Below are 22,123 nucleotides of genomic sequence, written 5' to 3' on the forward strand. Positions count from 1 at the left end.
GCCCTACTGCTGCGGCACTCAGGCGGCAACGACCTCGACCGGGACGCTCGCGGCAACCTCGGCGTGCAGACGCACGGAGACCGTGTACGAACCCAGGGTCTTGATCGGGGACGCCAGCTCGACGCGGCGCTTGTCGACCTTCGGACCACCGGAAGCCTCGATCGCAGCGGCGATGTCGGCCGGGGTCACGGAGCCGAAGAGACGGCCGGCGTCACCCGAGCGGGTGGCCAGACGGACCTTCGTGCCCTCGAGCTTGGCCTTGACCTCGTTGGCCTGCTCGATGGTCGCGATCTCGTGGATCTTGCGGGCGCGGCGGATCTGCGCCACGTCCTTCTCGCCACCCTTGGTCCAGCGGATCGCGAAACCGCGCGGGACCAGGTAGTTGCGAGCGTAGCCGTCCTTGACGTCGACAACGTCGCCGGCGGCGCCGAGGCCGGACACCTCGTGGGTCAGGATGATCTTCATCAGTCGGTCACCCTTTCCTTAGCGCGCGGTGGACGTGTAGGGCAGCAGCGCCATCTCACGGCTGTTCTTCACGGCCGTGGCGACGTCACGCTGGTGCTGCGTGCAGTTGCCGGTGACGCGGCGGGCACGGATCTTGCCGCGGTCGGAAATGAACTTCCGCAGCATGTTCGTGTCCTTGTAGTCCACGTACGCGGTCTTGTCCTTGCAGAACGCGCAGACCTTCTTCTTAGGCTTGCGCACAGGCGGCTTCGCCATGGTGTTTCTCCTGTGTGATCAAGAAGTGTGGGTACGGGCTGCCCTAGAAGGGCGGCTCGTCCGAGTAGCCGCCGCCGGAGCCGCCGGAGTTTCCACCCCAGCCGCCACCGCCGCCACCCTGCTGACCGCCGGCCGGAGCGCTGGAGGCCCAGGGGTCGTCGGAGGGAGCTCCGCCGCCCTGCTGGCCGCCGGAGTTTCCACCCCAGCCGCCACCGCCGCCACCGCCGCCGCCCTGCTGGCCGCCGCCGTAGCCACCCTGGCCACCGCGACCCGAGGTCTTGGTGACCTTGGCCGTGGCGTTGCGCAGGCTGGGGCCGACTTCCTCGACGTCCAGCTCGAAGACCGTGCGCTTGACACCCTCGCGGTCCTCGTACGAGCGCTGGCGGAGCCGGCCCTGCACGACGACGCGCATACCGCGCTGAAGCGACTCGGCGACGTTCTCCGCCGCCTGCCGCCACACCGAGCAGGTCAGGAACAGGCTCTCGCCGTCCTTCCACTCATTGGTCTGGCGGTCGAAGGTGCGGGGAGTGGACGCGACACGGAACTTCGCGACCGCCGCACCCGAGGGGGTGAAGCGCAGCTCGGGGTCGTCGACGAGATTGCCGACGACCGTGATGACGGTCTCGCCTGCCATGGATGAACCTCTCGGCGGGGATTGCTGCTGGCTGCTTGTGCTACTCGAACCCGATTACCTCTGAACCGAAGGGGTTCAGTGGGTCTCGGGACGGAGGACCTTGGTCCGGAGGACCGACTCGTTCAGGTTCATCTGGCGGTCGAGCTCCTTGACGACCGCAGGCTCGGCCTGCAGGTCGATGACCGAGTAGATGCCCTCGGGCTTCTTCTTGATCTCGTAAGCGAGACGACGACGGCCCCAGGTGTCGACCTTCTCCACCTTTCCGTTGCCCTCACGGACGACGGAGAGGAAGTTCTCGATCAGCGGGGAGACAGCGCGCTCCTCGAGATCGGGGTCGAGGATGACCATCACCTCGTAGTGACGCATGTGGAACCCACCTCCTTTGGACTCAGCGGCCACGGTCGTTCCGTGGCAGGAGGGTCGTGATGCGTTGCCGCACGGTGCCAGTCGACGGCAGTCGATGGTCGTCGATGACATTCGATGACATTCGATGCCGGCAGACACCAGTGCAGACCGTACAGAGTACCTGCTCGCGTCCTTCCGGTTGAAATCCGACGGAGGAGGAACACAATCTGTAGGCATCGGGCGTGCTCGGTGCTATGCCCGCTTCAGCCAGGAGGTGCCACCCATGGCACAGGCAACGCAAGGCCAGAAGACCCCCATCTCCCTCCTGTCCACCGACCACAAGTCCCATCCGCTGCAGGACACCCTCCTGGCGGCCACGCTGATCCTGGGCGCCGTGGCGTTCGTCACGGCGTTCTTCCACAACCTGCACCTGCTCACGTCGTGGGCCGGGCTGATCGGGATCCTGACCGGGGCCTACGGACAGTTCATCTCCGAGACGACCCGCGAGCGCTTCGGGATGATCGTCGGGCTGGGTGCCGCGGGCATCGGCTTCTACCTCGGCATGGCGAACGGCGGCCTGTTCGGCGGCCTGCTGGGCTAGCCGGGGCACCTCCGTGACGGGCGCCGCTTGTCCCCCGGATGGGTGGCGCCCTCGTCACAGTAGGCTTCGCGACATACCCAGCGAAGCCGCCGGAGGAGCGCCCCGCATGAGCCTGTCCCTGAGGACCATCACCCGAGAGCAGCATCTGGCCTATCTCCAGAGCCTGCCCTCGGCGAGTCACTGCCAGGTCCCGGCGTGGGCCGACGTGAAGAACGAATGGCGCAACGAGAGCCTGGGCTGGTTCGACAAGTCCGGCGAACTCGTCGGTGTTGCCCTGGTCCTGTACCGCCAGCTGCCCAAGGTGAAGCGATACCTCGCCTACCTGCCGGAGGGCCCGGTCATCAACTGGTACGCCCCGAACCTGGAGGAGTGGCTCCAGCCGATGCTGGCCCACCTCAAGAAGCAGGGCGCGTTCACCGTGAAGATGGGCCCGCCGGTGGTCATCCGCCGCTGGAACGCGGCCGCCATCAAGTCGGGCATCCAGGACCCCGAGGTCAAGCGCCTGCGGGACGTGGAGGCCTCGCACATCGAGCCGCGCGCGTTCGAGGTGTCGGACAAGCTGCGCCGGATGGGCTGGCAGCAGGGCGAGGACGGCGGCGCCGGCTTCGGCGACGTGCAGCCGCGCTACGTCTTCCAGGTGCCGCTGGCGAACCGTTCCCTGGACGACGTCCTCAAGGGCTTCAACCAGCTGTGGCGCCGCAACATCAAGAAGGCCGAGAAGGCCGGCGTCGAGGTGGTCCAGGGCGGTTACGAGGACCTGGAGACCTGGCAGCACCTGTACGAGATCACGGCCGTGCGCGACAAGTTCCGCCCGCGCCCGCTCAGCTACTTCCAGCGCCAGTGGACGGCCCTCAACTCCGAGGACCCCAACCGCATGCGGCTGTACCTCGCCAAGCACGAGGGCGAGGCGCTGGCCGCCGCCACGATGATCACCGTCGGCCAGCACGTCTGGTACTCGTACGGCGCCTCCGCCAACCACAAACGCGAGGTCCGGCCCTCCAACGCCATGCAGTGGCGGATGCTCCGGGACGCCTACGCGCTCGGCGCCGGCGTCTACGACCTGCGCGGCATCAGTGACACCCTGGACGAGAACGACCACCTGTTCGGTCTGATCCAGTTCAAGGTCGGCACCGGCGGTGAGGCCGTCGAGTACGTCGGCGAGTGGGACTTCCCGCTCAACAAGATGCTGCACAAGGCGCTCGACATCTACATGTCGCGCCGCTGAGAGAAGCGACAAGAAGCCGAAGAAAGCCGAGAGAAGGGGTCAGGCGGGCATGGCGCTCACGCTCTACGTCGACACCGCACGCTGGCGTGCGCACCAGAAGCAGGTGTTCGACCAGTTCCCGGGGATCATCCCGGTCTGCAAGGGCAACGGCTACGGCTTCGGCCACGAGCGGCTCGCCGAGGAGGCGATCCGGCTGGGGGCCGACATCCTGGCGGTCGGCACCACGTACGAGGCCGAGAAGATCAAGGACATGTTCAGCGGGGACCTGCTGGTCCTGACCCCGTTCCGGCTGGGTGAGGACCCGGTGCCGCTGCCGGACCGGGTGATCCGCTCGGTGTCCTCGGTGGACGGCCTGCGCGGTCTGCACGGTGCCCGGGTGGTCATCGAGTGCATGAGCTCGATGAAGCGCCACGGGGTGTCCGAGCAGGACCTGGGACTGCTGCCGGCGGCCATAGAGAACGTCCGGCTGGAGGGCTTCGCCCTGCACCTGCCGCTGGACCGGCCCGACGGCTCGGACGCCGTCGAGGAGGTCATCGGCTGGATGGACCGGCTGCGCGCGGCCCGGCTGCCGCTGCACACGATGTTCGTCAGCCATCTGCGGGCCGAGGAGCTGGCACGGCTCCAGCAGCAGTTCCCGCAGACCCGCTTCCGGGCCCGCATCGGCACCCGGCTGTGGCTGGGCGACCACGAGGCCACCCAGTACAAGGGCACCATCCTGGACGTGACCCGGGTGGCCAAGGGCGACCGGTTCGGCTACCGGCAGCAGAAGACCGCCTCGGACGGCTGGCTGGTGGTGGTCGCGGGCGGAACCTCGCACGGTGTGGGTCTGGAGGCCCCGAAGGCGATGCACGGGGTGATGCCGCGGGCCAAGGGCGTGGCCCGGGCCGGCCTCGCCACGGTCAACCGGAACCTTTCTCCGTTCGTGTGGGCGGGCAAGCAGCGCTGGTTCGCGGAGCCCCCGCACATGCAGGTGTCCATCCTGTTCGTTCCCTCGGACGCGACGGAACCCCAGGTGGGCGACGAGCTCGTCGCACACCTGCGGCACACGACCACGCAGTTCGACCGCTCCGTCGACCGCTAGGAGCGGTTCAGGGGCGGACGCCCCACTCGACCCGCTGTCCTTCCGAGGCTTCCGAGGGCGCCGCTTCCCGCGGCGCCCTCGCGGCGTCTCCGAGGACGAACACGTCCTCGGCACCGTCCAGCACCCCGCCCGAGGGGTCGTCCGAGCCGTCCCGGCGCACCGGGTCCCGCTCGGGCCGCAGGACGTCGCGCACGACGACCGCGCACAGGTAGAGGGTGCAGAGCAGGTGGGCGGCGATCGCCAGCTGGTAGCCCTCCACGGGCAGGCCCTGGTGCTTGTCCCCGCTGGTGGTGTAGGCGAGGTACATCCAGATCCCGAGGAAGTAGACGACCTCGCCGGCCTGCCAGATCAGGAAGTCCCGCCAGCGCGGCCGGGCGAGTGCGGCGAGCGGGATCAGCCACAGCACGTACTGCGGCGAGTAGACCTTGTTGGTCAGGATGAAGACGGCGACCACCAGGAAGGCGAGCTGGGCGAACCGGGGCCGCCGGGGGGCGGTCAGGGCGAGCAGCCCGATGCCCGCGCAGAGCAGCAGGTTCAGCACGGTGGCGTAGGTGTTGGCGCCCTCCAGGGGGTTCCCGGAGCGCTGGGAGATCAGCAGCCAGACCGAGCCGAAGTCGATGGGACGTTCCTGGCTGAAGGTGTAGAACTTCGTCCAGCCCTCCCAGGCCCCGATCATCACGGGCAGGTTGACCAGCAGCCAGGAGCCCGCGGCGCCCAGGACGGCGGTCGCGAAGGCCCGCCACTTCCCGGCGCGCCAGCACAGCACGAACAGCGGGCCGAGCAGCAGGACGGGGTAGAGCTTGGCGGCGGTGGCCAGGCCGATGAGGATGCCGAAGGCGAGGGCCCGGCCGCGGGACCACATGAGCATCGCGGCCGCGGTCAGGGCGATGGCCAGCAGGTCCCAGTTGATGGTCGCGGTGAGCGCGAAGGCCGGTGCCAGGGCGAACAGCAGGGCGTCCCACGGGCGTCGGCGGTGGGTGCGGGCGACGCAGACGGCGATGACGGCGGCGCAGGCCATCAGCATGCCGGCGTTGACCATCCAGTAGATCTGCTCGCGGTGCTGCATGGAGCCGCCGCCCGGGGTCAGCCAGGAGGCGACCTCCATGAAGAGGCCGGTGAGGACCGGGTACTCCAGGTACTCCATGTCGCCGGACAGCCGGTCGAAGTACGGGGTGAGGTTGTCGGCGAAGCCGCGTACGACGAACAGGTGCGGGATGTCGGAGTAGCAGGCGTGGGTGTACTGGGAGCTGGCGCCCTTGAACCAGGCCCAGTTGTAGCAGGGCGCCTTCTGCACCATGCCCAGGGCGAACATGCCGAGGGCGACGAGGACCACGACCCGTACCGGGGTGAGCCAGTGGCCTCCCCGCAGGGCGTGGCGGCCGAGCGGGCCGCCGATGAGCTCGCTGCCTGCGGCGGCCAGCTCGTCCTCCCGCGTGGGCGGTACGGGGTGGTCCTCGTGCACCTTGGTCATGCGTTCATCCTGCCGTACGGGGCTCAGCCGCCGGTGCCGCCGTCAGTGGTGCCCCAGATGGTGCTCCCGGTGGTGGTGCCCCCGTCGCTCCGGCCCGGCCTCTTGGTGGTGAAGGTGGGGCTCGGGTCGCCGGTGGGACCGCCGTCCGTGCCTCCGTCGGTCATCCCGCCGGTGTCGGTGCCGGTGGTGGTGCCGCCGTCGGGGTTGGTGCAGCTCCACTGCCACGGCTTGCAGGTCTGCTTGCCTCCCCTGGACGGGGTGGGCTTGGACGGGCTGGGGCTGGGCTCGGGCTCCTCCGACGCCGAGGGCGACGGGGTGATGCTCGGCGAAGGCGTCGGCGTGGGGGCGCCGGCGGAGTCGGCGGTCACGCCGACGTCCTCGGCCTCCGGGAAGTCCTTCACCGGTTTGCCCTTGAGGGCGGCGATCATGTACTCGGTCCAGATCTCGGCCGGGATGTCACCACCGTGGATGGAGGGGATACCGCCGACGTTCTTCATCGACTCGAGCTTCTTCTCCTTGGCGTTGGGGTCGCTCCGGAAGAGCGTCACGGCCGTGGAGAGCTCCGGGGTGTAGCCGACGAACCAGGCCGACTTGTTCTCGTCGGTGGTACCGGTCTTGCCGGCGGCCGGCCGCTTGAGCTTCTTGACCTTGGTGCCGGTGCCGTTCTGGACGACGTTCTCCAGCACCTTGGTGATGTTGTCGGCGATGTCGTTGTCCATCGCGCGCTGCGGCTTGGGGGGCTCGAAGCCGTCGAGCTCCACGCCGTCCTGCTCCACCCTGGTCACCGAGAACGGCTCACGGTGGGTGCCGGAGGCAGCGAAGGTCGCGTAGGAGTCGGCCATCCGGATCGCGCTGGGGGTGGAGGTGCCGAGCGCGAAGGAGGCGTCGTTGTTCGGGTTCATCGACTCACGGAGGATGCCGGTGGACTCGGCCATCTTGCGCACCTTCTCGTGGCCGACGTCGAAGACGAGCTGGGCGAACGGCACGTTGATGGACTTCTCCATCGACTCGTTGAGCGTGACGTAGCCGTAGGGGGTGGTGCTCTCGTTCTTCTGCCGGAAGGGCCGGCCCTTGCTGTCCCGCAGCGGCTTGCCCTCCCGGTTGTTGATCACCGTGAGGTCGTTGGCCTGGTACTTGCTGTCGGCCGAGATGCCCTCGCCGTCGGAGTTCTGGGTGCCGTATTCCATGGCCGCCGCCAGCACGTAGGGCTTCCAGGTCGAGCCCACCGGGACGCCGGTGGTGTTGGCGTTGTTGTTGAAGTACTTCTGGTCCCAGCCCGGGCCGCCGTACAGGGCGACCAGGGCGCCGGTCTTCACGTCCACGGAGGCCGCGCCGAACTGGACGTTCGTGTCGTACTGGGGGCGCTTGACCGGATCCAGGAAGTCCTTGCGGGTGTCGTCCACGGCCTTGGCCAGGGCATCGACCCGGGGCTTCTCGAAGGTGGTGTAGATCTTGTAGCCGCCGCGGGCCATCTGCTCCGCGGTGAGGCCCTTGGTCTTCATCACGTACTGCTTGGCCGTCTCGACCAGGTAGCCGGTCTGGCCGGCGAGGGAACGGGCCTGCGCGGGGTCGGCGAGCTTGGGGAAGCCCGCCGCCTTGGCCTGGTCGCGCTCCTGGGGGGTCATCCGGCCCACCTCGACCTCGCGGTCGAGAACCCAGGCCCAGCGCTTAACGGCGCGGTCGGTGTTCAGCTCGGGGGTGGCCTGGCTGCCGATGCCGCCGTCAGGGTTGTAGAGGTTGGGGCCCTTGAGGACCTGCGCCAGGAAGGCGCCCTCGGACGGCGTGAGCTTGTCGCAGTCCTTGCCGAAGTACGCGCGGGAGGCGGCCTGGATGCCGTACGCGCCGCGGCCGTAGTAGGCGGTGTTCAGGTAACCGGCGAGGACCTCGTCCTTCTCCACGCTGAACCCCACCTTGACCGAGATGAAGAGCTCGCTGACCTTGCGCTTCAGGGTCTGCTCGGAGGTGAGGAAGCTGTTCTTGACGTACTGCTGGGTGATCGTCGAGCCGCCCTGGGTCTCTCCGCCGGTCGCCATGTTGAACACGGCACGTGCCACGCCCATGGGGTCGACGCCCTTGTCGGTCTCGAAGGACGCGTTCTCGGCGGAGATCACCGCGTTGCGCATCGACAGCGGGATCCGCTCGATCGGGACGATCTGCCGGTTGAACTCGCCGCCGGTGGCCGCCATCTGGGACTCGTCGGCCCAGTAGTACACGTTGTTCTGGGCCTGGGCCGCCAAGTGAGGGTTGGGCTCGCCGACCATCGCGATGCCGATGCCGGCACCGGCCGTCACGATCGCGAAGAATCCCAGAGCGGTACCGCTGACCAGCTTCCACGAGGGCATGAAGCGCTGCCAGCCGTCCCGGTCGGACCGCGGGTAGTTGATCAGCCGCTTGTCAGGTAGGCCGGCTCCCTTGCCCCCGCCGCGGCCGCGGCCGGAGACTCGCTGCGCGGCCCGGCGGGCCTCGGCTCTGCTGCCGTGGCCCTGCTGACCGCCGTACGGGCTGCCGTACGGCTCGCTGTGCGATGTGGTGGGGACGTCGCGTCCGGGCACGGAACCTCGGCCGGGGCGCTGCTGCGCGGCCCGGCGGGACGCTGCGCGGCCGCCGCCCTGGGGCTGCGGCGGTTTGCGGCGGTGCTCGCTCATGGCGGACAGACTACGCACGCGCAAAACCCACCCAGTGCACAGGTTCACTCTTAAACCAGGCAACCCGCCTGTTGTGAATTGAGTGCGATTTTCGTGATGTGACGCCGGTCACAGGGCGTCCACTTGTCGCCGGGCCCGGGCCGTTCTATCGTGCGGATGTATCGAGTCGATACATCAGCTCGGCATAAAGAGTTGCGAACTCAGGGGTGAGGGAGGAAGTGGGCGGATGAGCAGACGCTCCGGCATCCTCGAGTTCGCCGTGCTCGGCCTGCTCCGCGAGTCCCCCATGCACGGGTACGAGCTGCGGAAGCGGCTCAACACCTCGCTGGGGGTGTTCCGGGCGTTCAGCTATGGCACGCTCTACCCCTGCCTCAAGACGCTGGTCGCCAACGGCTGGTTGATCGAGGAACCCGGCAATGCTCCGGAGGACGCCCTCGCCGCTTCACTCGCAGGGCGGCGGGCCAAGATCGTCTACCGGTTGACGCCTGCGGGGAAGCAGCATTTCGAGGAGCTCCTCGCGCACACCGGGCCGGAGGCCTGGGAGGACGAGTCCTTCGCCGCCCGCTTCGCCTTCTTCGGCCAGACCGAACGCGAGGTGCGGATGCGGGTCCTGGAGGGCCGCCGCAGCCGGCTGGAGGAGCGTCTGGAGAAGATGCGCGCCTCCCTCGCCCGCGGGCGCGAACGCCTCGACGACTACACGCTCGAGCTGCAGCGTCACGGTATGGAGTCCGTTGAGCGCGAAGTGCGCTGGCTGAACGAGCTCATCGAGAGTGAGCGGGCGGGACGGGACCAGAGACGTCCCGGACCGTCCGACGAAACCACACACTGAGGCCCTGCGTCCCCGCAGGTCCTCGTCCGAGAACGAACAGGGAGCAACCGGAATGGGTTCGGTTCGCGTAGCCATCGTCGGCGTGGGCAACTGCGCCGCCTCGCTGGTGCAGGGCGTCGAGTACTACAAGGACGCCGACCCGGCGTCGAAGGTCCCCGGCCTGATGCACGTGCAGTTCGGCGACTACCACGTGAGCGACGTCGAGTTCGTCGCCGCCTTCGACGTGGACGCGAAGAAGGTCGGCCTCGACCTCTCGGACGCCATCGGCGCCAGCGAGAACAACACCATCAAGATCTGCGACGTCCCGCAGTCCGGCGTGACCGTGCAGCGCGGCCACACCCTCGACGGCCTCGGCAAGTACTACCGGGCCACCATCGAGGAGTCCGCCGAGGCCCCGGTCGACGTGGTCCAGGTCCTCAAGGACAAGCAGGTCGACGTCCTCGTCTGCTACCTCCCGGTCGGTTCCGAGGACGCTGCGAAGTTCTACGCGCAGTGCGCCATCGACGCCAAGGTCGGCTTCGTCAACGCCCTCCCGGTCTTCATCGCCGGCACCAAGGAGTGGGCGGACAAGTTCACCGAGGCCGGTGTCCCGATCGTCGGCGACGACATCAAGTCGCAGGTCGGCGCCACCATCACGCACCGTGTGATGGCGAAGCTCTTCGAGGACCGCGGTGTCGTCCTCGAGCGCACCATGCAGCTGAACGTCGGCGGCAACATGGACTTCAAGAACATGCTCGAGCGCGAGCGCCTGGAGTCCAAGAAGATCTCCAAGACCCAGGCCGTCACCTCGCAGATCCGTGACCGCGAGCTGGGCGAGAAGAACGTCCACATCGGCCCGTCCGACTACGTCGCGTGGCTCGACGACCGCAAGTGGGCGTACGTCCGCCTCGAGGGCCGCGCCTTCGGTGACGTTCCGCTGAACCTCGAGTACAAGCTCGAGGTGTGGGACTCCCCGAACTCCGCGGGTGTCATCATCGACGCCCTGCGCGCCGCGAAGATCGCCAAGGACCGCGGCATCGGTGGCCCGATCCTCTCGGCTTCCTCGTACTTCATGAAGTCCCCGCCGGTCCAGTACTTCGACGACGAGGCCCGCGAGAACGTCGAGAAGTTCATCAAGGGCGAGGTCGAGCGCTAAGACGCGTCGCCGAAACGCGCCGAGACGCAAGTCTTCGCTTTCTCTTCCGCGGAGGGTCCCCGGACAATGTGTCCGGGGACCCTCCGCGTGTGTGACCCTTCCCTCATGCCTGTCGTACGGGATCTGCGCGTACTGCTGCGCCTGAGGGACTTCCGGAGCCTGCTCGCCGTACGACTCCTCTCCCAGGCGGCGGACGGCGTCTACCAGGTGGCCCTCGCCACCTATGTGGTCTTCTCCCCGGAGAAGCAGACCTCACCGGCGGCCATCGCCTCCGCCATGGCGGTCCTGCTGCTGCCCTACTCCGTGATCGGCCCGTTCGCCGGTGTGCTGCTCGACCGCTGGCGCCGCCGGCAGGTCTTCCTCTTCGGGAACCTGCTCCGCGCCTTCCTGGCCTGCGTCACCGGCATCCTGATCGTGGCGCAGGTCCCCGACTGGCTCTTCTACGCCTCCGCGCTGTCGGTCACCGCCGTGAACCGCTTCGTGCTGGCCGGGCTGTCCGCGTCGCTTCCCCGTGTGGTCGGCCCCGGGCAGCTGGTCACCGCGAACGCGCTGTCCCCCACCGCCGGCACCCTGGCCGCCACGGCGGGCGGAGGGCTCGCCTTCCTGGTGCGTGTGCTCGCCCCCGACGCCGATGCCGTGGTGGTGCTGCTCGGGGCCGCCCTGTACCTGGCCGCGGCACTGGCCTCGCTGCGGCTGGCCGTCGGGCTGCTCGGCCCCGACCACGATCCCGAGCACCGCTACCCCTCGGTCCCCGAAGGCGTCGCCCTGACCGTACGGGGCATGGCGGAGGGGCTCCGGCACCTGGCCGGGCGCCGGGAGGCCGCCCAGGCGCTGGCCGCGATGACCCTGATGCGCTTCTGCTACGGGGCGCTCTTCGTGATGCTGCTGATGCTGTGCCGGTACGCCTGGTCGGACCGGGAGGCCGACGGCCTGGCCCTGCTGGGGCTGGCGGTCGGCGTCTCCGGCGCGGGCTTCTTCGCCGCCGCGGTGGTGACCCCGCCGATGGCGGCCCGGCTCGGGACCAGGGGCTGGATCACGGCCTGCGCCGCGGGTGCCGCGGTCCTGGTGCCCGCGCTGGGACTGTTCTTCACCCCCGGGCCGCTGCTCGCGGCCGCGTTCATCCTGGGCCTGGCCACCCAGGGGGCCAAGATCGCCACCGACACCGAGGTCCAGTCCCGGGTGGACGACGACTTCCGCGGCCGGGTCTTCTCCGTCTACGACGTGCTCTTCAACGTCGCCTTCGTCGGGGCGGCGGCGGTGTCCGCACTGGTACTGCCCCCCGACGGGAAGTCGGCGGTGCTGATCGTGGCGGTGTCCCTGCTGTACGCCGCGATCGCGACGGCGCTGGCCCGGGGCGGGGGGCGTTTCGCCGGGGGCGCCTCCGCGCCGTAGCCGGAGAAGGAGACGGGGCGATGTTTCACGTGAAACATCGCCCCGTGAAACACCGCCCTGCAAACGCCGCTCCGCGGAACGCCGCCCGCGCACGCGGCCGCGGGCCTCAGCCCTGTGCGGCCCACCACTCCTTGAGGGCCGTCACAGCCGCGTCCCGCTCCATCGGGCCGTGCTCCAGCCGGAGCTCCAGCAGGTGGGCGTACGCCTTGCCGATCACGGGGCCGGGACCGATGCCGAGGATCTCCATGATCTGGTTGCCGTCCAGGTCGGGCCGGATCGAGTCCAGCTCCTCCTGCTGCTGCAGCTGGGCGATCCGCTCCTCCAGGCCGTCGTAGGCCCGGGAGAGGGCATTGGCCTTCCGCTTGTTCCGCGTGGTGCAGTCGGAGCGGGTCAGCTTGTGCAGCCGGTCCAGCAGCGGGCCCGCGTCGCGCACGTAACGGCGCACCGCGGAGTCGGTCCACTCGCCGTCGCCGTAGCCGTGGAACCGCAGGTGCAGCTCCACCAGCCGCGAGACGTCCCGGACCATGTCGTTGGAGTACTTCAGCGCCGTCATGCGCTTCTTGGTCATCTTCGCGCCCACCACCTCGTGGTGGTGGAAGGAGACCCGGCCGTCGGTCTCGAAGCGCCGGGTGCGGGGCTTGCCGATGTCGTGCAGCAGCGCGGCCAGCCGCAGCACCAGGTCCGGACCGTCGTGCTCCAGGTCGATCGCCTGCTCCAGCACGATCAGCGTGTGGTGGTAGACGTCCTTGTGCCGGTGGTGCTCGTCCCGCTCCAGCCGGAGGGCCGGCAGCTCGGGCAGCACCCGGTCGGCCAGCCCGCTGTCCACCAGCAGACCGAGGCCCTTCCGCGGGTGCGCGGCGAGCAGCAGCTTGTTCAGCTCCGCCTGGACCCGCTCGGCGGACACGATGCCGATCCGGTCCGACATCGCCTCCATGGCGGCGACGACCTCGTCGGCCACCTCGAAGTCCAGCTGGGCGGCGAACCGGGCGGCCCGCAGCATGCGCAGCGGGTCGTCGGAGAAGGACTCCTGCGGGGTCCCCGGGGTGCGCAGCACGCGCGCCGCCAAGTCCTCCAGGCCGCCGTGCGGGTCGATGAACCGCTGCTCGGGCAGGGCGAGGGCCATGGCGTTGACCGTGAAGTCACGCCGGACCAGATCCTCCTCGATGGAGTCGCCGTAGGACACCTCGGGCTTGCGCGAGGTCCGGTCGTACGCCTCCGACCGGTAGGTGGTGACCTCGATCTGGAAGCTCCGGACGGCGTCGCCGACGCGGGCGCTCTTCTGGCAGCCGATGGTGCCGAAGGCGATGCCGACGTCCCAGACGGTGTCCGCCCAGGGCTTGACGATCTTCAGGACGTCTTCGGGGCGGGCGTCGGTGGTGAAGTCGAGGTCGTTGCCGAGGCGCCCGAGCAGCGCGTCGCGGACGGAACCGCCGACCAGGGCGAGGTGGAATCCCGCCTCCTGGAAACGGCGGCCGAGCTCGTCGGCGACAGGGGCGACCCGCAGCAATTCGTTCACCGCGTGGTGCTGCACCTGACTCAGGGTGCTGGGGGAGTCTTCATTGGCGTTCGGCACAACAGAAAAGGGTACGTGCCCCGCCCGGCGGCGGCTTCCGTTTAAAGCCGACCCCGGGGCCGCACCGGTGCCGGGTGGGCCCGATCATGTGGAGCAGTGCGCGGCACTCGGGCCCGGCGGGTCTCGTTACCATGCCTGGACGCACAACCGACGACCAGACACTTCGAGGAACGGGCGAGCGCGTGGCCGAAGCGGCAGACACGGGAGACTTCAACGGGCCGGTCTCCGCTCCTGCCCGGCGCCGCTGGCTGCGGCGCGCGATGGTCGTGCTCGCCGGGACCCCGGTGCTGGCCGCCCTGGTCTACGTTCCGGCGCCGGAGGCACGGGCCGCCGACAACGGCTCGGTCGACGTCCAGCTGGACTCGCTGGCTCCCAGCGCCCCGGTGAAGGGCGACACCCTCACGATCAGCGGCCGGGTGACCAACACCGGCAGCGAGACGATCAGGGACGCGCACGTGGGCCTGCGCGTGGGCTCCGCCCTGACCAGCCGGGACGCCATCGACGACGTCAACGAGCGGACCCGCTTCCGGTCGGGCCTCGACCCCGCCGAGATCGACCAGGCGTACTCCGTGAAGATCGCCTCGCTGCCCGCGAAGGCCGGCCAGGAGTTCACCCTCCGGGTTCCCGTGAACAAGCTCGACCTGGATGCGGACGGCGTCTACCCGCTGGCCGTGTCCCTGTCGGGGGAGACCGGGGCCCGCTCCTACGAGCAGGTCCTGGGCATCGAGCGGACCTTCCTGCCGTGGCAGCCCGAGGCCGCCGCCAAGCGGTCCCAGCTGACCTTCGTCTGGCCGCTGATCTCCACCACCCACCTGACCGCGGAGACCCTCCCCGACGAGACCCAGACCCCGGTGTTCGTCGACAACGACCTGGCCGAGGAGCTGGACTCCGACGGCCGGCTGGGACAGATGGTCGCCCTCGGCAAGGAGCTCCCGGTCACCTGGGTCATCGACCCCGACCTGCTGTACACGGTCGACGCGATGACCAAGGGCTACCGGGTGCGCACTCCCGACGGGAAGACCGTCCCGGGCAAGAGCCGGGCGGTCGCCGAGCAGTGGCTGAACTCCCTGGAGCAGGCGGTCCAGGGCAAGAAGGTGGTCGCGCTGCCCTTCGCCGACCCCGACCTCGCCTCGCTCGCGCACCGCGGCAAGGACGTGTCCGGCAGCCTCGGCCAGCTGCGTCCGGCCACCGACAAGGCCGCCCAGGCCGTCGAGACGGTGCTGCACATCACCCCGTCCACCGACTTCTCCTGGCCCGCCGACGGCGCCATCGACCCGTCGATCGTGAACGTGGCCACCTCGGCCGGCGCACACAACGTGCTGACCCGCAGCGACAGCCTCCGGGAGACCGGAAACCTCGGCTACACGCCCACGGCGGCCCGCCCGATCGGCGCCGGGGCCACCGCGGTCGTCGCCGACGCCCGGCTGTCCACCGCCTTCCAGGGCGACATGCTGACGTCCCGGAACGCCGTCCTCGCGACCCAGGAGTTCCTGGCCCAGAGCCTCGCCCTGAACCTGCAGCGCACCGACGCCCAGCGCAGCTTCGTCGTCGCCCCGCAGCGGATGCCCACCGCCAGCCAGGCCCAGACCATGGCGGGCGCCCTGCAGGTGCTGCAGGCCGGACGCTGGACCCAGCCCCTGGACCTGGAGTCCGCGGCCAAGGCCAAGCCCGACCCGGGGGCCACCACCCAGGTGCCCGGCGCCGGCCAGTACCCGGACGCGCTGCGCAAGACCGAGCTCCCGCAGGTGGCGTTCGAGAAGATCCGCACCACGCAGAACACGCTCGACAACTTCAAGGTGATCCTCAGCGCACCCGACCGCGTCACCATCCCGTTCGGGAACACCACGAACCGGGAGATGTCCACGTCGTGGCGGGGCCGCCCCCAGGAGGCCCGGCTGTACCGCGACGCGGTCCAGCAGTACCTGATCAGCCTCACCGAGAAGGTCCGCCTGGTCCGCAAGTCCGACGCCACCCTGTCCGGGCACAGCGCGACCATCCCGGTCACCGTGTCCAACGGGCTGGTCCAGGACGTGCAGGGGCTGGTCCTGCGGCTGAAGTCGGCCAACCCCACCCGCCTCATGTTCGAAGGGGAGGGCGGCGTGGCCAGCGACGAGGTCACCGTCCAGGGCGGACACAGCCAGTCGGTGAAGTTCACGGCCAACGCCACCGCGAGCGGTCCGGTCGAGGTCACGGCCCAGCTGTTCACCAAGGACGGCGTCCCGTACGGCAAGGAACGCAAGTTCACCGTCGAGGCCACGGAGATCACCTCCACCGTGATGCTCGTGATCGCAGGCGGTGTGCTCCTCCTCGTCCTGGCGGGCATCAAGATGTACGCCGCCCGCAAGCGCGTGGCGGCCCGTGCCGCCGCGGGTGAGAGCACGCAGCCGAGTGACGAGAGCGCGGACACCGGACCGCAAAGCAACAGCGGCTCCGGCCCGGGTGAGAAGGTGGACCGTTGAGCGATGCCGTGGCCGGTCGGCCTGGGGACGATGAGGTGGGGTTCATGAACGCGCCGTACGAGGGTGACCGCGCGCAGGGTGCAGGCGGGCCCGCACCCGCCCAGGGCACTGCCCCGGGCACCCCGCCGGGTCAGGTGCCGCCGCCTGCCCCCTCACCGGACCGCGACCCGTACGTCACGGACGCGTACGCCTACGACCCGTACCGGGCGCAGGACCTGTCCGCGCAGGACCCGGTCACCGAGGCCCTCTACGACCGGGCCTCGCACCCACCGCCACCACCGGGCACCTACCAGGAGGCCGGCCCGCTGTACGCCGCTCCGGCGGCGCCCCCGTACTCCCCCGACCCGCGGGTGTGGGCCCAGACCCCGCCGCCCGAGCCGGACGGCCCCTCCCGGCACCTGCCGTACGGGGACCAGGCCGCCACCACCGAGTTCGTCGGGGTTGACTCGCTGGTCACCGGCGCCACCGTGGACGAGCAGCGGGAGCCCGACGCCTTCGCGCACCTGTACCGGGACCAGCAGGCGGCACCCCGGCCGCCGGCCGTGGAAGCCCCGGTGGCCCCGGTGGCCGCGCCCGCCCCGGCCAAGCCGGCGGGCAAGGCCGCGAGCCTGCTGAAGTCGAGCGCCCTGATGGCCGCCGGGACGATCGTGTCCCGCATCACCGGCTTCCTGCGCACCCTGGTGATCGCCGCCGCGATCGGCGTGGGCACCTTCAACGACACCTACCAGGTCGCCAACACCCTGCCGACGATGATCTACGTGCTGGTCGGCGGCGGCGCCCTCAACGCGGTCTTCATCCCGCAGCTGGTGCGGGCCATGAAGAACGACGAGGACGGCGGAGAGGCGTACGCCAACCGGCTGCTGACCCTCGTGGTGGTGCTGCTCGCCGGCGTGACCACGGTCTGTGTGCTGGCGGCGCCGCTGTTCATCACCATGATGTCCCCGAAGATCGCCTCCGACCCGAAGCAGATGGAGGTGGCGGTCGCCTTCGCCCGGTACTGCCTGCCGACCATGTTCTTCATGGGCGTGCACGTGGTCCTCGGTCAGATCCTCAACGCCCGCGGCCGGTTCGGCGCGATGATGTGGACCCCCGTCCTCAACAACATCGTGGTCATCGCCACCTTCGGCGCGTTCATCTGGGCCTTCGGCGGGTTCACCAGCTCGGGCGTCACCGCCGGCACGGTCACCGCCGACGGGGTCCGCCTGCTGGGCCTGGGCACGCTGCTGGGCCTCACCGTCCAGGCGCTCGCGATGCTCCCCTACCTGCGGGACGCCGGGTTCACCCCGAAGCTGCGGTTCGACTGGCGGGGCCACGGCCTCGGCAAGGCCGCCCGCCTGGCCAAGTGGACCTTCTTCTTCGTCCTCGCCAACCAGGTCGGCCTGGTCGTCGTCACCCAGCTCGCCACCTGGGCGGGTTCCGTGGCCGAGAAGCAGGGCCACTCGGGCACCGGTATCACCGCGTACAACTACGCGCTGCTGCTGTGGCAGATGCCGCAGGCCATCATCACCGTCTCGGTGATGACCGCCGTCCTCCCCCGGATCTCCCGCTCCGCGCACGACGGCGACGCCGCCGCGGTCCGCGACGACATCTCCTACGGCCTGCGCACCTCGGCCGTGGCGATCGTCCCCTGCGCCTTCGCCTTCCTCGCGCTCGGCGTGCCGATGGCCACCCTGCTGTACGCCGGGTCCGGCGCCGGCGCCCAGAACATCGGTTACGTCCTGATGGCCTTCGGCCTCGGCCTGATCCCGTACTCCATCCAGTACGTCGTGCTCCGCGGCTTCTACGCCTACGAGGACACCCGGACGCCCTTCTACAACACGGTGATCGTCGCCGGCGTCAACGCCGCCGTGTCCACCGCCGCCTTCTTCGTACTGCCCGCCCGGTGGGCCGTCGTCGGCATGGCGGCCGCCTACGGCCTGGGCTACACCGTCGGCGTGGGCGTCGCCTGGCGCCGCCTCAAGAACCGGCTGGGCGGCGACCTCGACGGCGCCCAGGTCATCCGCACCTACACCCGCCTCGCGGGCGCCTGCGTTCCGGCCGCGCTGGTGGCCGGTGCCGCGGCCTGGGGCGTCACCTACTTCCTGGGCAGCGGAGTGCTCGGTTCCCTCACCGCGCTGGCCGTCGGCGGAATCCTCCTTGCGGCGGTATTCCTCACCGCCGCCAAGCGCATGCGGATCCAGGAGCTGAACGCCATGGTCGGGATGGTGCGCGGACGACTGGGTCGCTGATGGGCGCAACCATCGGCGCCCATCGCGTGTCGTGCATAGCGGCGGACTGTGGGCACAATTGGCATGGCTTCGCAGACTGGCCGACAGCGTGCAACGGATGGGGAGGCAGGAACGACGGTGGCGGAACGTAGCACGGCTGCCGTCGACGTGGCCGACAACGGCGGCGACGAACCGCCGGCCGCTCAGGCGGCCAAGGCCACGGCCGACGGGGCGGAAACCCAGGACGCCCGATTCGTCGCGGACGAGCCCGCTTCCGGTTCGGACGCGTCGCCCAGGCAGGGCAAGACCACGGCGGCAACTCCCGCGCCGGAACTCCACAGCGGCCACAAGCTGGCCAGGCGGTACCGGCTCGAGGAGTGCGTCACCCGTCTGGACGGATTCAGCAGCTGGCGCGCGATGGACGAGAAGCTGCGCCGCGCCGTGGGCGTCCACCTGCTGCCCGCGGACCACCCGCGGGCGCGGTCGGTCCTGGCCGCAGCCCGGTCGTCGGCCCTGCTCGGGGACCCCCGGTTCGTCCAGGTCCTCGACGCCGTCGAGGAGAACGACCTCGTCTACGTGGTCCACGAGTGGCTGCCGGACGCCACCGAGCTGACCGCCCTGCTCGCCGTCGCCCCGCTGGAGCCCCATGACGCCTACCAGCTGGTCAGCCAGGTCTCCCAGGCCATGGCCGCCGCGCACCGCGAGGGCCTGTCCCACCTGCGCCTGACCCCCGGGGCGATACTGCGCACCTCCACCGGGCAGTACCGGATCCGCGGGCTCGCCGTGAACGCCGCCCTGCGCGGCATCACCAGCGACACTCCGCAGCGCACCGACACCGAGGCCATCGGCGCGCTGCTGTACGCCGCCCTGACCCAGCGCTGGCCGTACGAGACCGACGCGTACGGCCTCTCCGGTCTGCCCAAGGACGTCGGCCTGATCCCGCCGGACCAGGTCCGCGCCGGTGTCCACCGCGGTCTCGGCGAGCTCGCCATGCGCGCCCTCGCCAACGACGGCGCCACCGCCTCCCGGCAGGAGCCCGCCTGCACCACCCCGGAGGAGCTGGCCAGGGCGGTCGCCGCGATGCCCCGCATCCGGCCCCCGGAGCCGGCGTTCACCGCTCCGCCCGAATACCAGCACACCACCTACCAGCAGGGCAGCTACGGCGCGCCCCGGCCCGGCGCGCCCACCACCGCGATGCCGCGGGTCCCTCCTCCGCCGCCGCCGCTGCAGAGCCGCACCGGCCGGGTCCTGAAGTGGGGCGTCGCGGCACTGCTCATCGCCGCGCTCGGCCTGGGCAGCTGGCAGCTCGCGGACACCCTGCTGGACCGCAGGGACCAGAGCACCGACACCAGCCAGAACCAGCCTCCCGCGAACAACGGCAACGAGGCCCCGGAGAAGATCGAGTCGAAGCCGCTGGCCATCAGCGGCACCGCGGTGTTCGGCAGGGAGCAGATCAAGGCGGCCAGCGCCGACAAGGCCACCGACGGCGATCCCTCCTCCGCGTGGATCACCAACTTCTTCAAGGGCCACGCGAACTTCGGGAACCTCGGCGACTACGACGACGGCAGTGGCATCGTGGTCGACCTCGGCAGCGTCAAGAACGTGACCGGCCTCGAAGTGGACTTCCACGGCTCCGGCCACAAGGTCGAGCTCCTGGCCGCGGGCGCGGACACCTCTTCACGGCCCACGACGGTCTCCGGGTTCCCGCAGCAGATCAGCAAGCTCGCCACCACCCAGGACACGCTCCGCGCCACCCTCGACACCCCGGTGAAGACCCGGTACGTCCTGGTCCACATCACCGCGCTGCCCCCGTCGGAAGGCGGCTACCGGGGCGGCATCAGCAACATCAAGGTCCTCGGCGCCGACCTCTGACGCCTCCCCCGGACTCCGTCCGGGGGGACCCCCGGCAGGGATGTTCCGGGTCCGCCGCGCCACCGGCACGGCGGACCCTCGTCTTTGCCCCGCCCGCCCCGTACGCTCCCTCCGGGAGGGGAGGTGTGATGTCCGACGCGAATCCCGGCGAGCCCGGCCGGGCCGACGACCGCGAGCTGCTCGCCCGCCACGTGGCCGGCGATGCCGACGCCTTCGGTGAGCTCGTACGCCGCCACCGTGACCGGCTGTGGGCCGTCGCGCTGCGCACCCTCGGCGACCGCGAGGAGGCCGCCGACGCCGTGCAGGACGCCCTGGTCTCCGCCTACCGGGCCGCCCACACCTTCCGCGGGGACTCCGCCGTCACCACCTGGCTGCACCGGATCACCGTGAACGCCTGCCTCGACCGGGCCCGCAAGGCAGCCACCCGGCGGACCGCGCCGCTGGACGACACCGAGCGGCTGGAACGGCTGCTGGAGCCCCACGAGTCCGCCGAGGCCCCCGCGGAGCGGCAGGACCTGCACCGGCAGCTGCTGGCCGCTCTGGCCACCCTGCCCGCCGAACAGCGGGCCGCCCTGGTCCTCGTCGACATGCAGGGCTACTCAGTGGCCGAGGTGTCCCGGATCCTCGACGTGCCCACCGGGACCGTCAAGAGCCGCTGCGCCCGTGGCCGGGCGAAACTCGTCCCGATGCTCACTCATCTGCGCACCGATCCCGTGGATAACACCACCTCCGGGCGGGGAAGGAACCGGTCGCAGGGGACTCCCGTCCCACCGGCAGCAGAATCCAGGGACCCGAATGCTGTGAAGGGCGGAGGTGGACGAACGTGAGCCCCGCAACGGACGCGCCCGGCACGATCCGGCACCCTGACGTCTCGGAGATCTCCGACCTCACCGAAGGTCTGCTTTCTCCCTCCCGCAGTGCGGAGGTCCGGCGTCATCTGACCGACTGCCCGCTGTGCGAGGACGTCCGCGCCTCCCTGGAGGAGATCCGCGGCCTGCTCGGCACCCTGCCGGGGCCCGCCCGCATGCCCGCCGACATCGCCGGGCGCATCGACGCCGCGCTCGCCGCGGAGGCCCTCCTCGACCGCACCGCGCCCGAGGCCCCGGAGCCGCGGACCGGCACGGGTACGGCGGAGACCAGCCCGACCGCGAAGGCCGCGGGCACGGCCTCCACACCCGATGTTTCACGTGAAACATCGCCCGCCACCACGGGAGCACGCACACCGCGCACCGCCCCCGCCGGGCACGCCGGTGGCAGCACCGGACCCGGACGGGGCCGGGCCCGGGCCCGCCGCCGGATGGCCGCACTCGGGGCGCTGGCCGCCGCGGCAGCCTGCGTCCTCGGCATCTACCTGTCCGGCGGCTTCCCCTCGCCCACCGGCGGCCATGACGCCGCCACCAAGGAGACCGCGCGCTCCGCGAGCTCCGACCGGGCCGCGGCTCCCGTCAGCGCCTTCACCGAGGAAGGCTTGCCGACGAACGTGCGGCAGCTCCTGGGCGGTGCGGCACCGCAGGCCGATCCGGGGGAGACGACCACCTTCGGCCTGGAGGGCACCACGCCGGGCCTGACCGCTCCGGAGGACCGCTCGGCGACGGGCCGGGCGCCCGGGGTGCCGCAGTGCGTCCAGGCGGGCACCGGCCGCGCCGAGCCGCCGCTGGCGGCCGAACGGGGGACCTTCAAGGGGTCCGAGGTGTACCTGGTGGTCCTCCCGCACCCCGGCGATCCCGCCCGGGTCGATGCCTATCTCGTAGAGTCCACCTGCGAGAACACCCCTGGTGCGGCCGCGGGGGCACCGCTGCTGAAGGCCACCTACCCGCGCCCTTGAAGCACGCGTTCCGGTCACGGGGACAACTCGGGAATGCACGCGCCGTAGGATCCGTTGGGTGGGGTGAGAGTCCGCACCGGCCCCCGGTAGGCATCAGAGAAGTCCGCAG

At 70.4% G+C, this 22,123-nt stretch carries 18 protein-coding genes; 11 read left to right on the forward strand and 7 right to left on the reverse strand.

Annotated elements, in window-relative coordinates; genetic code table 11:
- Window positions 1-18 precede the first annotated feature (18 nt).
- The 4 genes from rplI to rpsF form a co-directional block, all read right to left on the reverse strand.
- Window positions 19-465 (reverse strand): 50S ribosomal protein L9, encoded by a 447-nt coding sequence (gene rplI / locus ACGFQ9_RS07735; protein ID WP_393572259.1) that lies wholly within the window; start codon window positions 463-465, stop codon window positions 19-21.
- A gap of 18 nt (window positions 466-483) precedes the next feature.
- The gene (gene rpsR / locus ACGFQ9_RS07740) at window positions 484-720 is read right to left on the reverse strand and encodes a 30S ribosomal protein S18 (protein WP_005315025.1); all 237 of its coding nucleotides are present in this window, start codon (window positions 718-720) and stop codon (window positions 484-486) included.
- Between the two features lie 43 nt (window positions 721-763).
- Window positions 764-1,354, reverse strand: coding sequence for a single-stranded DNA-binding protein (locus ACGFQ9_RS07745; RefSeq protein WP_393572261.1), 591 nt, complete (start codon window positions 1,352-1,354; stop codon window positions 764-766).
- Between the two features lie 75 nt (window positions 1,355-1,429).
- Complete coding sequence (gene rpsF / locus ACGFQ9_RS07750) at window positions 1,430-1,720, reverse strand: 30S ribosomal protein S6 (protein WP_004950685.1); 291 nt, start codon at window positions 1,718-1,720, stop codon at window positions 1,430-1,432.
- A 262-nt stretch (window positions 1,721-1,982) separates the two neighbouring features.
- Between rpsF and ACGFQ9_RS07755 the strand changes: the two genes are divergently transcribed.
- From ACGFQ9_RS07755 to ACGFQ9_RS07765, 3 genes are all read left to right on the forward strand, one after another.
- Window positions 1,983-2,300 (forward strand): hypothetical protein, encoded by a 318-nt coding sequence (locus ACGFQ9_RS07755; protein WP_393572263.1) that lies wholly within the window; start codon window positions 1,983-1,985, stop codon window positions 2,298-2,300.
- A gap of 106 nt (window positions 2,301-2,406) precedes the next feature.
- A complete protein-coding gene (locus ACGFQ9_RS07760) occupies window positions 2,407-3,525 on the forward strand; it encodes a lipid II:glycine glycyltransferase FemX (protein WP_393572265.1) in 1,119 nt (372 codons plus the stop codon).
- A gap of 49 nt (window positions 3,526-3,574) precedes the next feature.
- Window positions 3,575-4,606, forward strand: a complete 1,032-nt coding sequence (locus tag ACGFQ9_RS07765) for an alanine racemase (protein ID WP_393572266.1) — start codon at window positions 3,575-3,577, stop codon at window positions 4,604-4,606.
- Window positions 4,607-4,613: 7 nt separating this feature from the next.
- Here the strand turns inward: ACGFQ9_RS07765 and ACGFQ9_RS07770 are convergent, their stop codons facing one another.
- On the reverse strand, window positions 4,614-6,077 hold the full coding sequence (locus ACGFQ9_RS07770; protein WP_393572268.1) for a glycosyltransferase family 87 protein: 1,464 nt from the start codon (window positions 6,075-6,077) through the stop codon (window positions 4,614-4,616).
- Window positions 6,078-6,100: 23 nt separating this feature from the next.
- On the reverse strand, window positions 6,101-8,722 hold the full coding sequence (locus ACGFQ9_RS07775) for a transglycosylase domain-containing protein (protein ID WP_393572270.1): 2,622 nt from the start codon (window positions 8,720-8,722) through the stop codon (window positions 6,101-6,103).
- Window positions 8,723-8,948: 226 nt separating this feature from the next.
- On the opposite strand from ACGFQ9_RS07775, the gene ACGFQ9_RS07780 reads away from it, so the two are divergent.
- The 3 genes from ACGFQ9_RS07780 to ACGFQ9_RS07790 all read left to right on the forward strand — a co-directional run bounded on the left by ACGFQ9_RS07780 (window position 8,949) and on the right by ACGFQ9_RS07790 (window position 12,078).
- Window positions 8,949-9,551, forward strand: coding sequence for a helix-turn-helix transcriptional regulator (locus ACGFQ9_RS07780; RefSeq protein WP_393572272.1), 603 nt, complete (start codon window positions 8,949-8,951; stop codon window positions 9,549-9,551).
- A 52-nt stretch (window positions 9,552-9,603) separates the two neighbouring features.
- On the forward strand, window positions 9,604-10,686 hold the full coding sequence (locus ACGFQ9_RS07785) for an inositol-3-phosphate synthase (RefSeq protein ID WP_393572274.1): 1,083 nt from the start codon (window positions 9,604-9,606) through the stop codon (window positions 10,684-10,686).
- Window positions 10,687-10,791: 105 nt separating this feature from the next.
- Window positions 10,792-12,078: an MFS transporter gene (locus ACGFQ9_RS07790; protein ID WP_393572276.1), complete on the forward strand. Its 1,287-nt coding sequence runs from the start codon at window positions 10,792-10,794 to the stop codon at window positions 12,076-12,078.
- 106 nt (window positions 12,079-12,184) lie between these two features.
- Here ACGFQ9_RS07790 and ACGFQ9_RS07795 read toward each other — a convergent pair whose 3' ends face one another.
- Window positions 12,185-13,651, reverse strand: a complete 1,467-nt coding sequence (locus tag ACGFQ9_RS07795; RefSeq protein WP_393572278.1) for a CCA tRNA nucleotidyltransferase — start codon at window positions 13,649-13,651, stop codon at window positions 12,185-12,187.
- 131 nt (window positions 13,652-13,782) lie between these two features.
- Here ACGFQ9_RS07795 and ACGFQ9_RS07800 point away from each other — a divergent pair, with 131 nt between their 5' ends.
- The 5 genes from ACGFQ9_RS07800 to ACGFQ9_RS07820 all read left to right on the forward strand — a co-directional run bounded on the left by ACGFQ9_RS07800 (window position 13,783) and on the right by ACGFQ9_RS07820 (window position 22,014).
- Entirely contained in the window at window positions 13,783-16,110 is a 2,328-nt protein-coding gene (locus ACGFQ9_RS07800) for a DUF6049 family protein (RefSeq protein ID WP_393572280.1), read from the forward strand.
- A gap of 44 nt (window positions 16,111-16,154) precedes the next feature.
- On the forward strand, window positions 16,155-18,338 hold the full coding sequence (gene murJ / locus ACGFQ9_RS07805; protein WP_393572282.1) for a murein biosynthesis integral membrane protein MurJ: 2,184 nt from the start codon (window positions 16,155-16,157) through the stop codon (window positions 18,336-18,338).
- Between the two features lie 117 nt (window positions 18,339-18,455).
- A complete protein-coding gene (locus ACGFQ9_RS07810) occupies window positions 18,456-20,189 on the forward strand; it encodes a protein kinase family protein (protein ID WP_393572284.1) in 1,734 nt (577 codons plus the stop codon).
- A 128-nt stretch (window positions 20,190-20,317) separates the two neighbouring features.
- Window positions 20,318-21,016 carry an RNA polymerase sigma factor SigM gene (sigM, locus tag ACGFQ9_RS07815; protein ID WP_393572286.1) on the forward strand — a complete coding sequence of 233 codons (699 nt, stop codon included), beginning with the start codon at window positions 20,318-20,320 and terminating at the stop codon, window positions 21,014-21,016.
- The gene (locus tag ACGFQ9_RS07820; RefSeq protein WP_393572288.1) at window positions 21,013-22,014 is read left to right on the forward strand and encodes a hypothetical protein; all 1,002 of its coding nucleotides are present in this window, start codon (window positions 21,013-21,015) and stop codon (window positions 22,012-22,014) included. Before sigM ends, ACGFQ9_RS07820 begins: the two co-directional genes overlap by 4 nt.
- The last annotated feature ends 109 nt before the right edge of the window (window positions 22,015-22,123 follow it).

This window comes from Streptomyces sp. NPDC048603, assembly GCF_043199475.1.
In the GTDB taxonomy this organism is placed as follows: Bacteria; Actinomycetota; Actinomycetes; order Streptomycetales; family Streptomycetaceae; genus Streptomyces.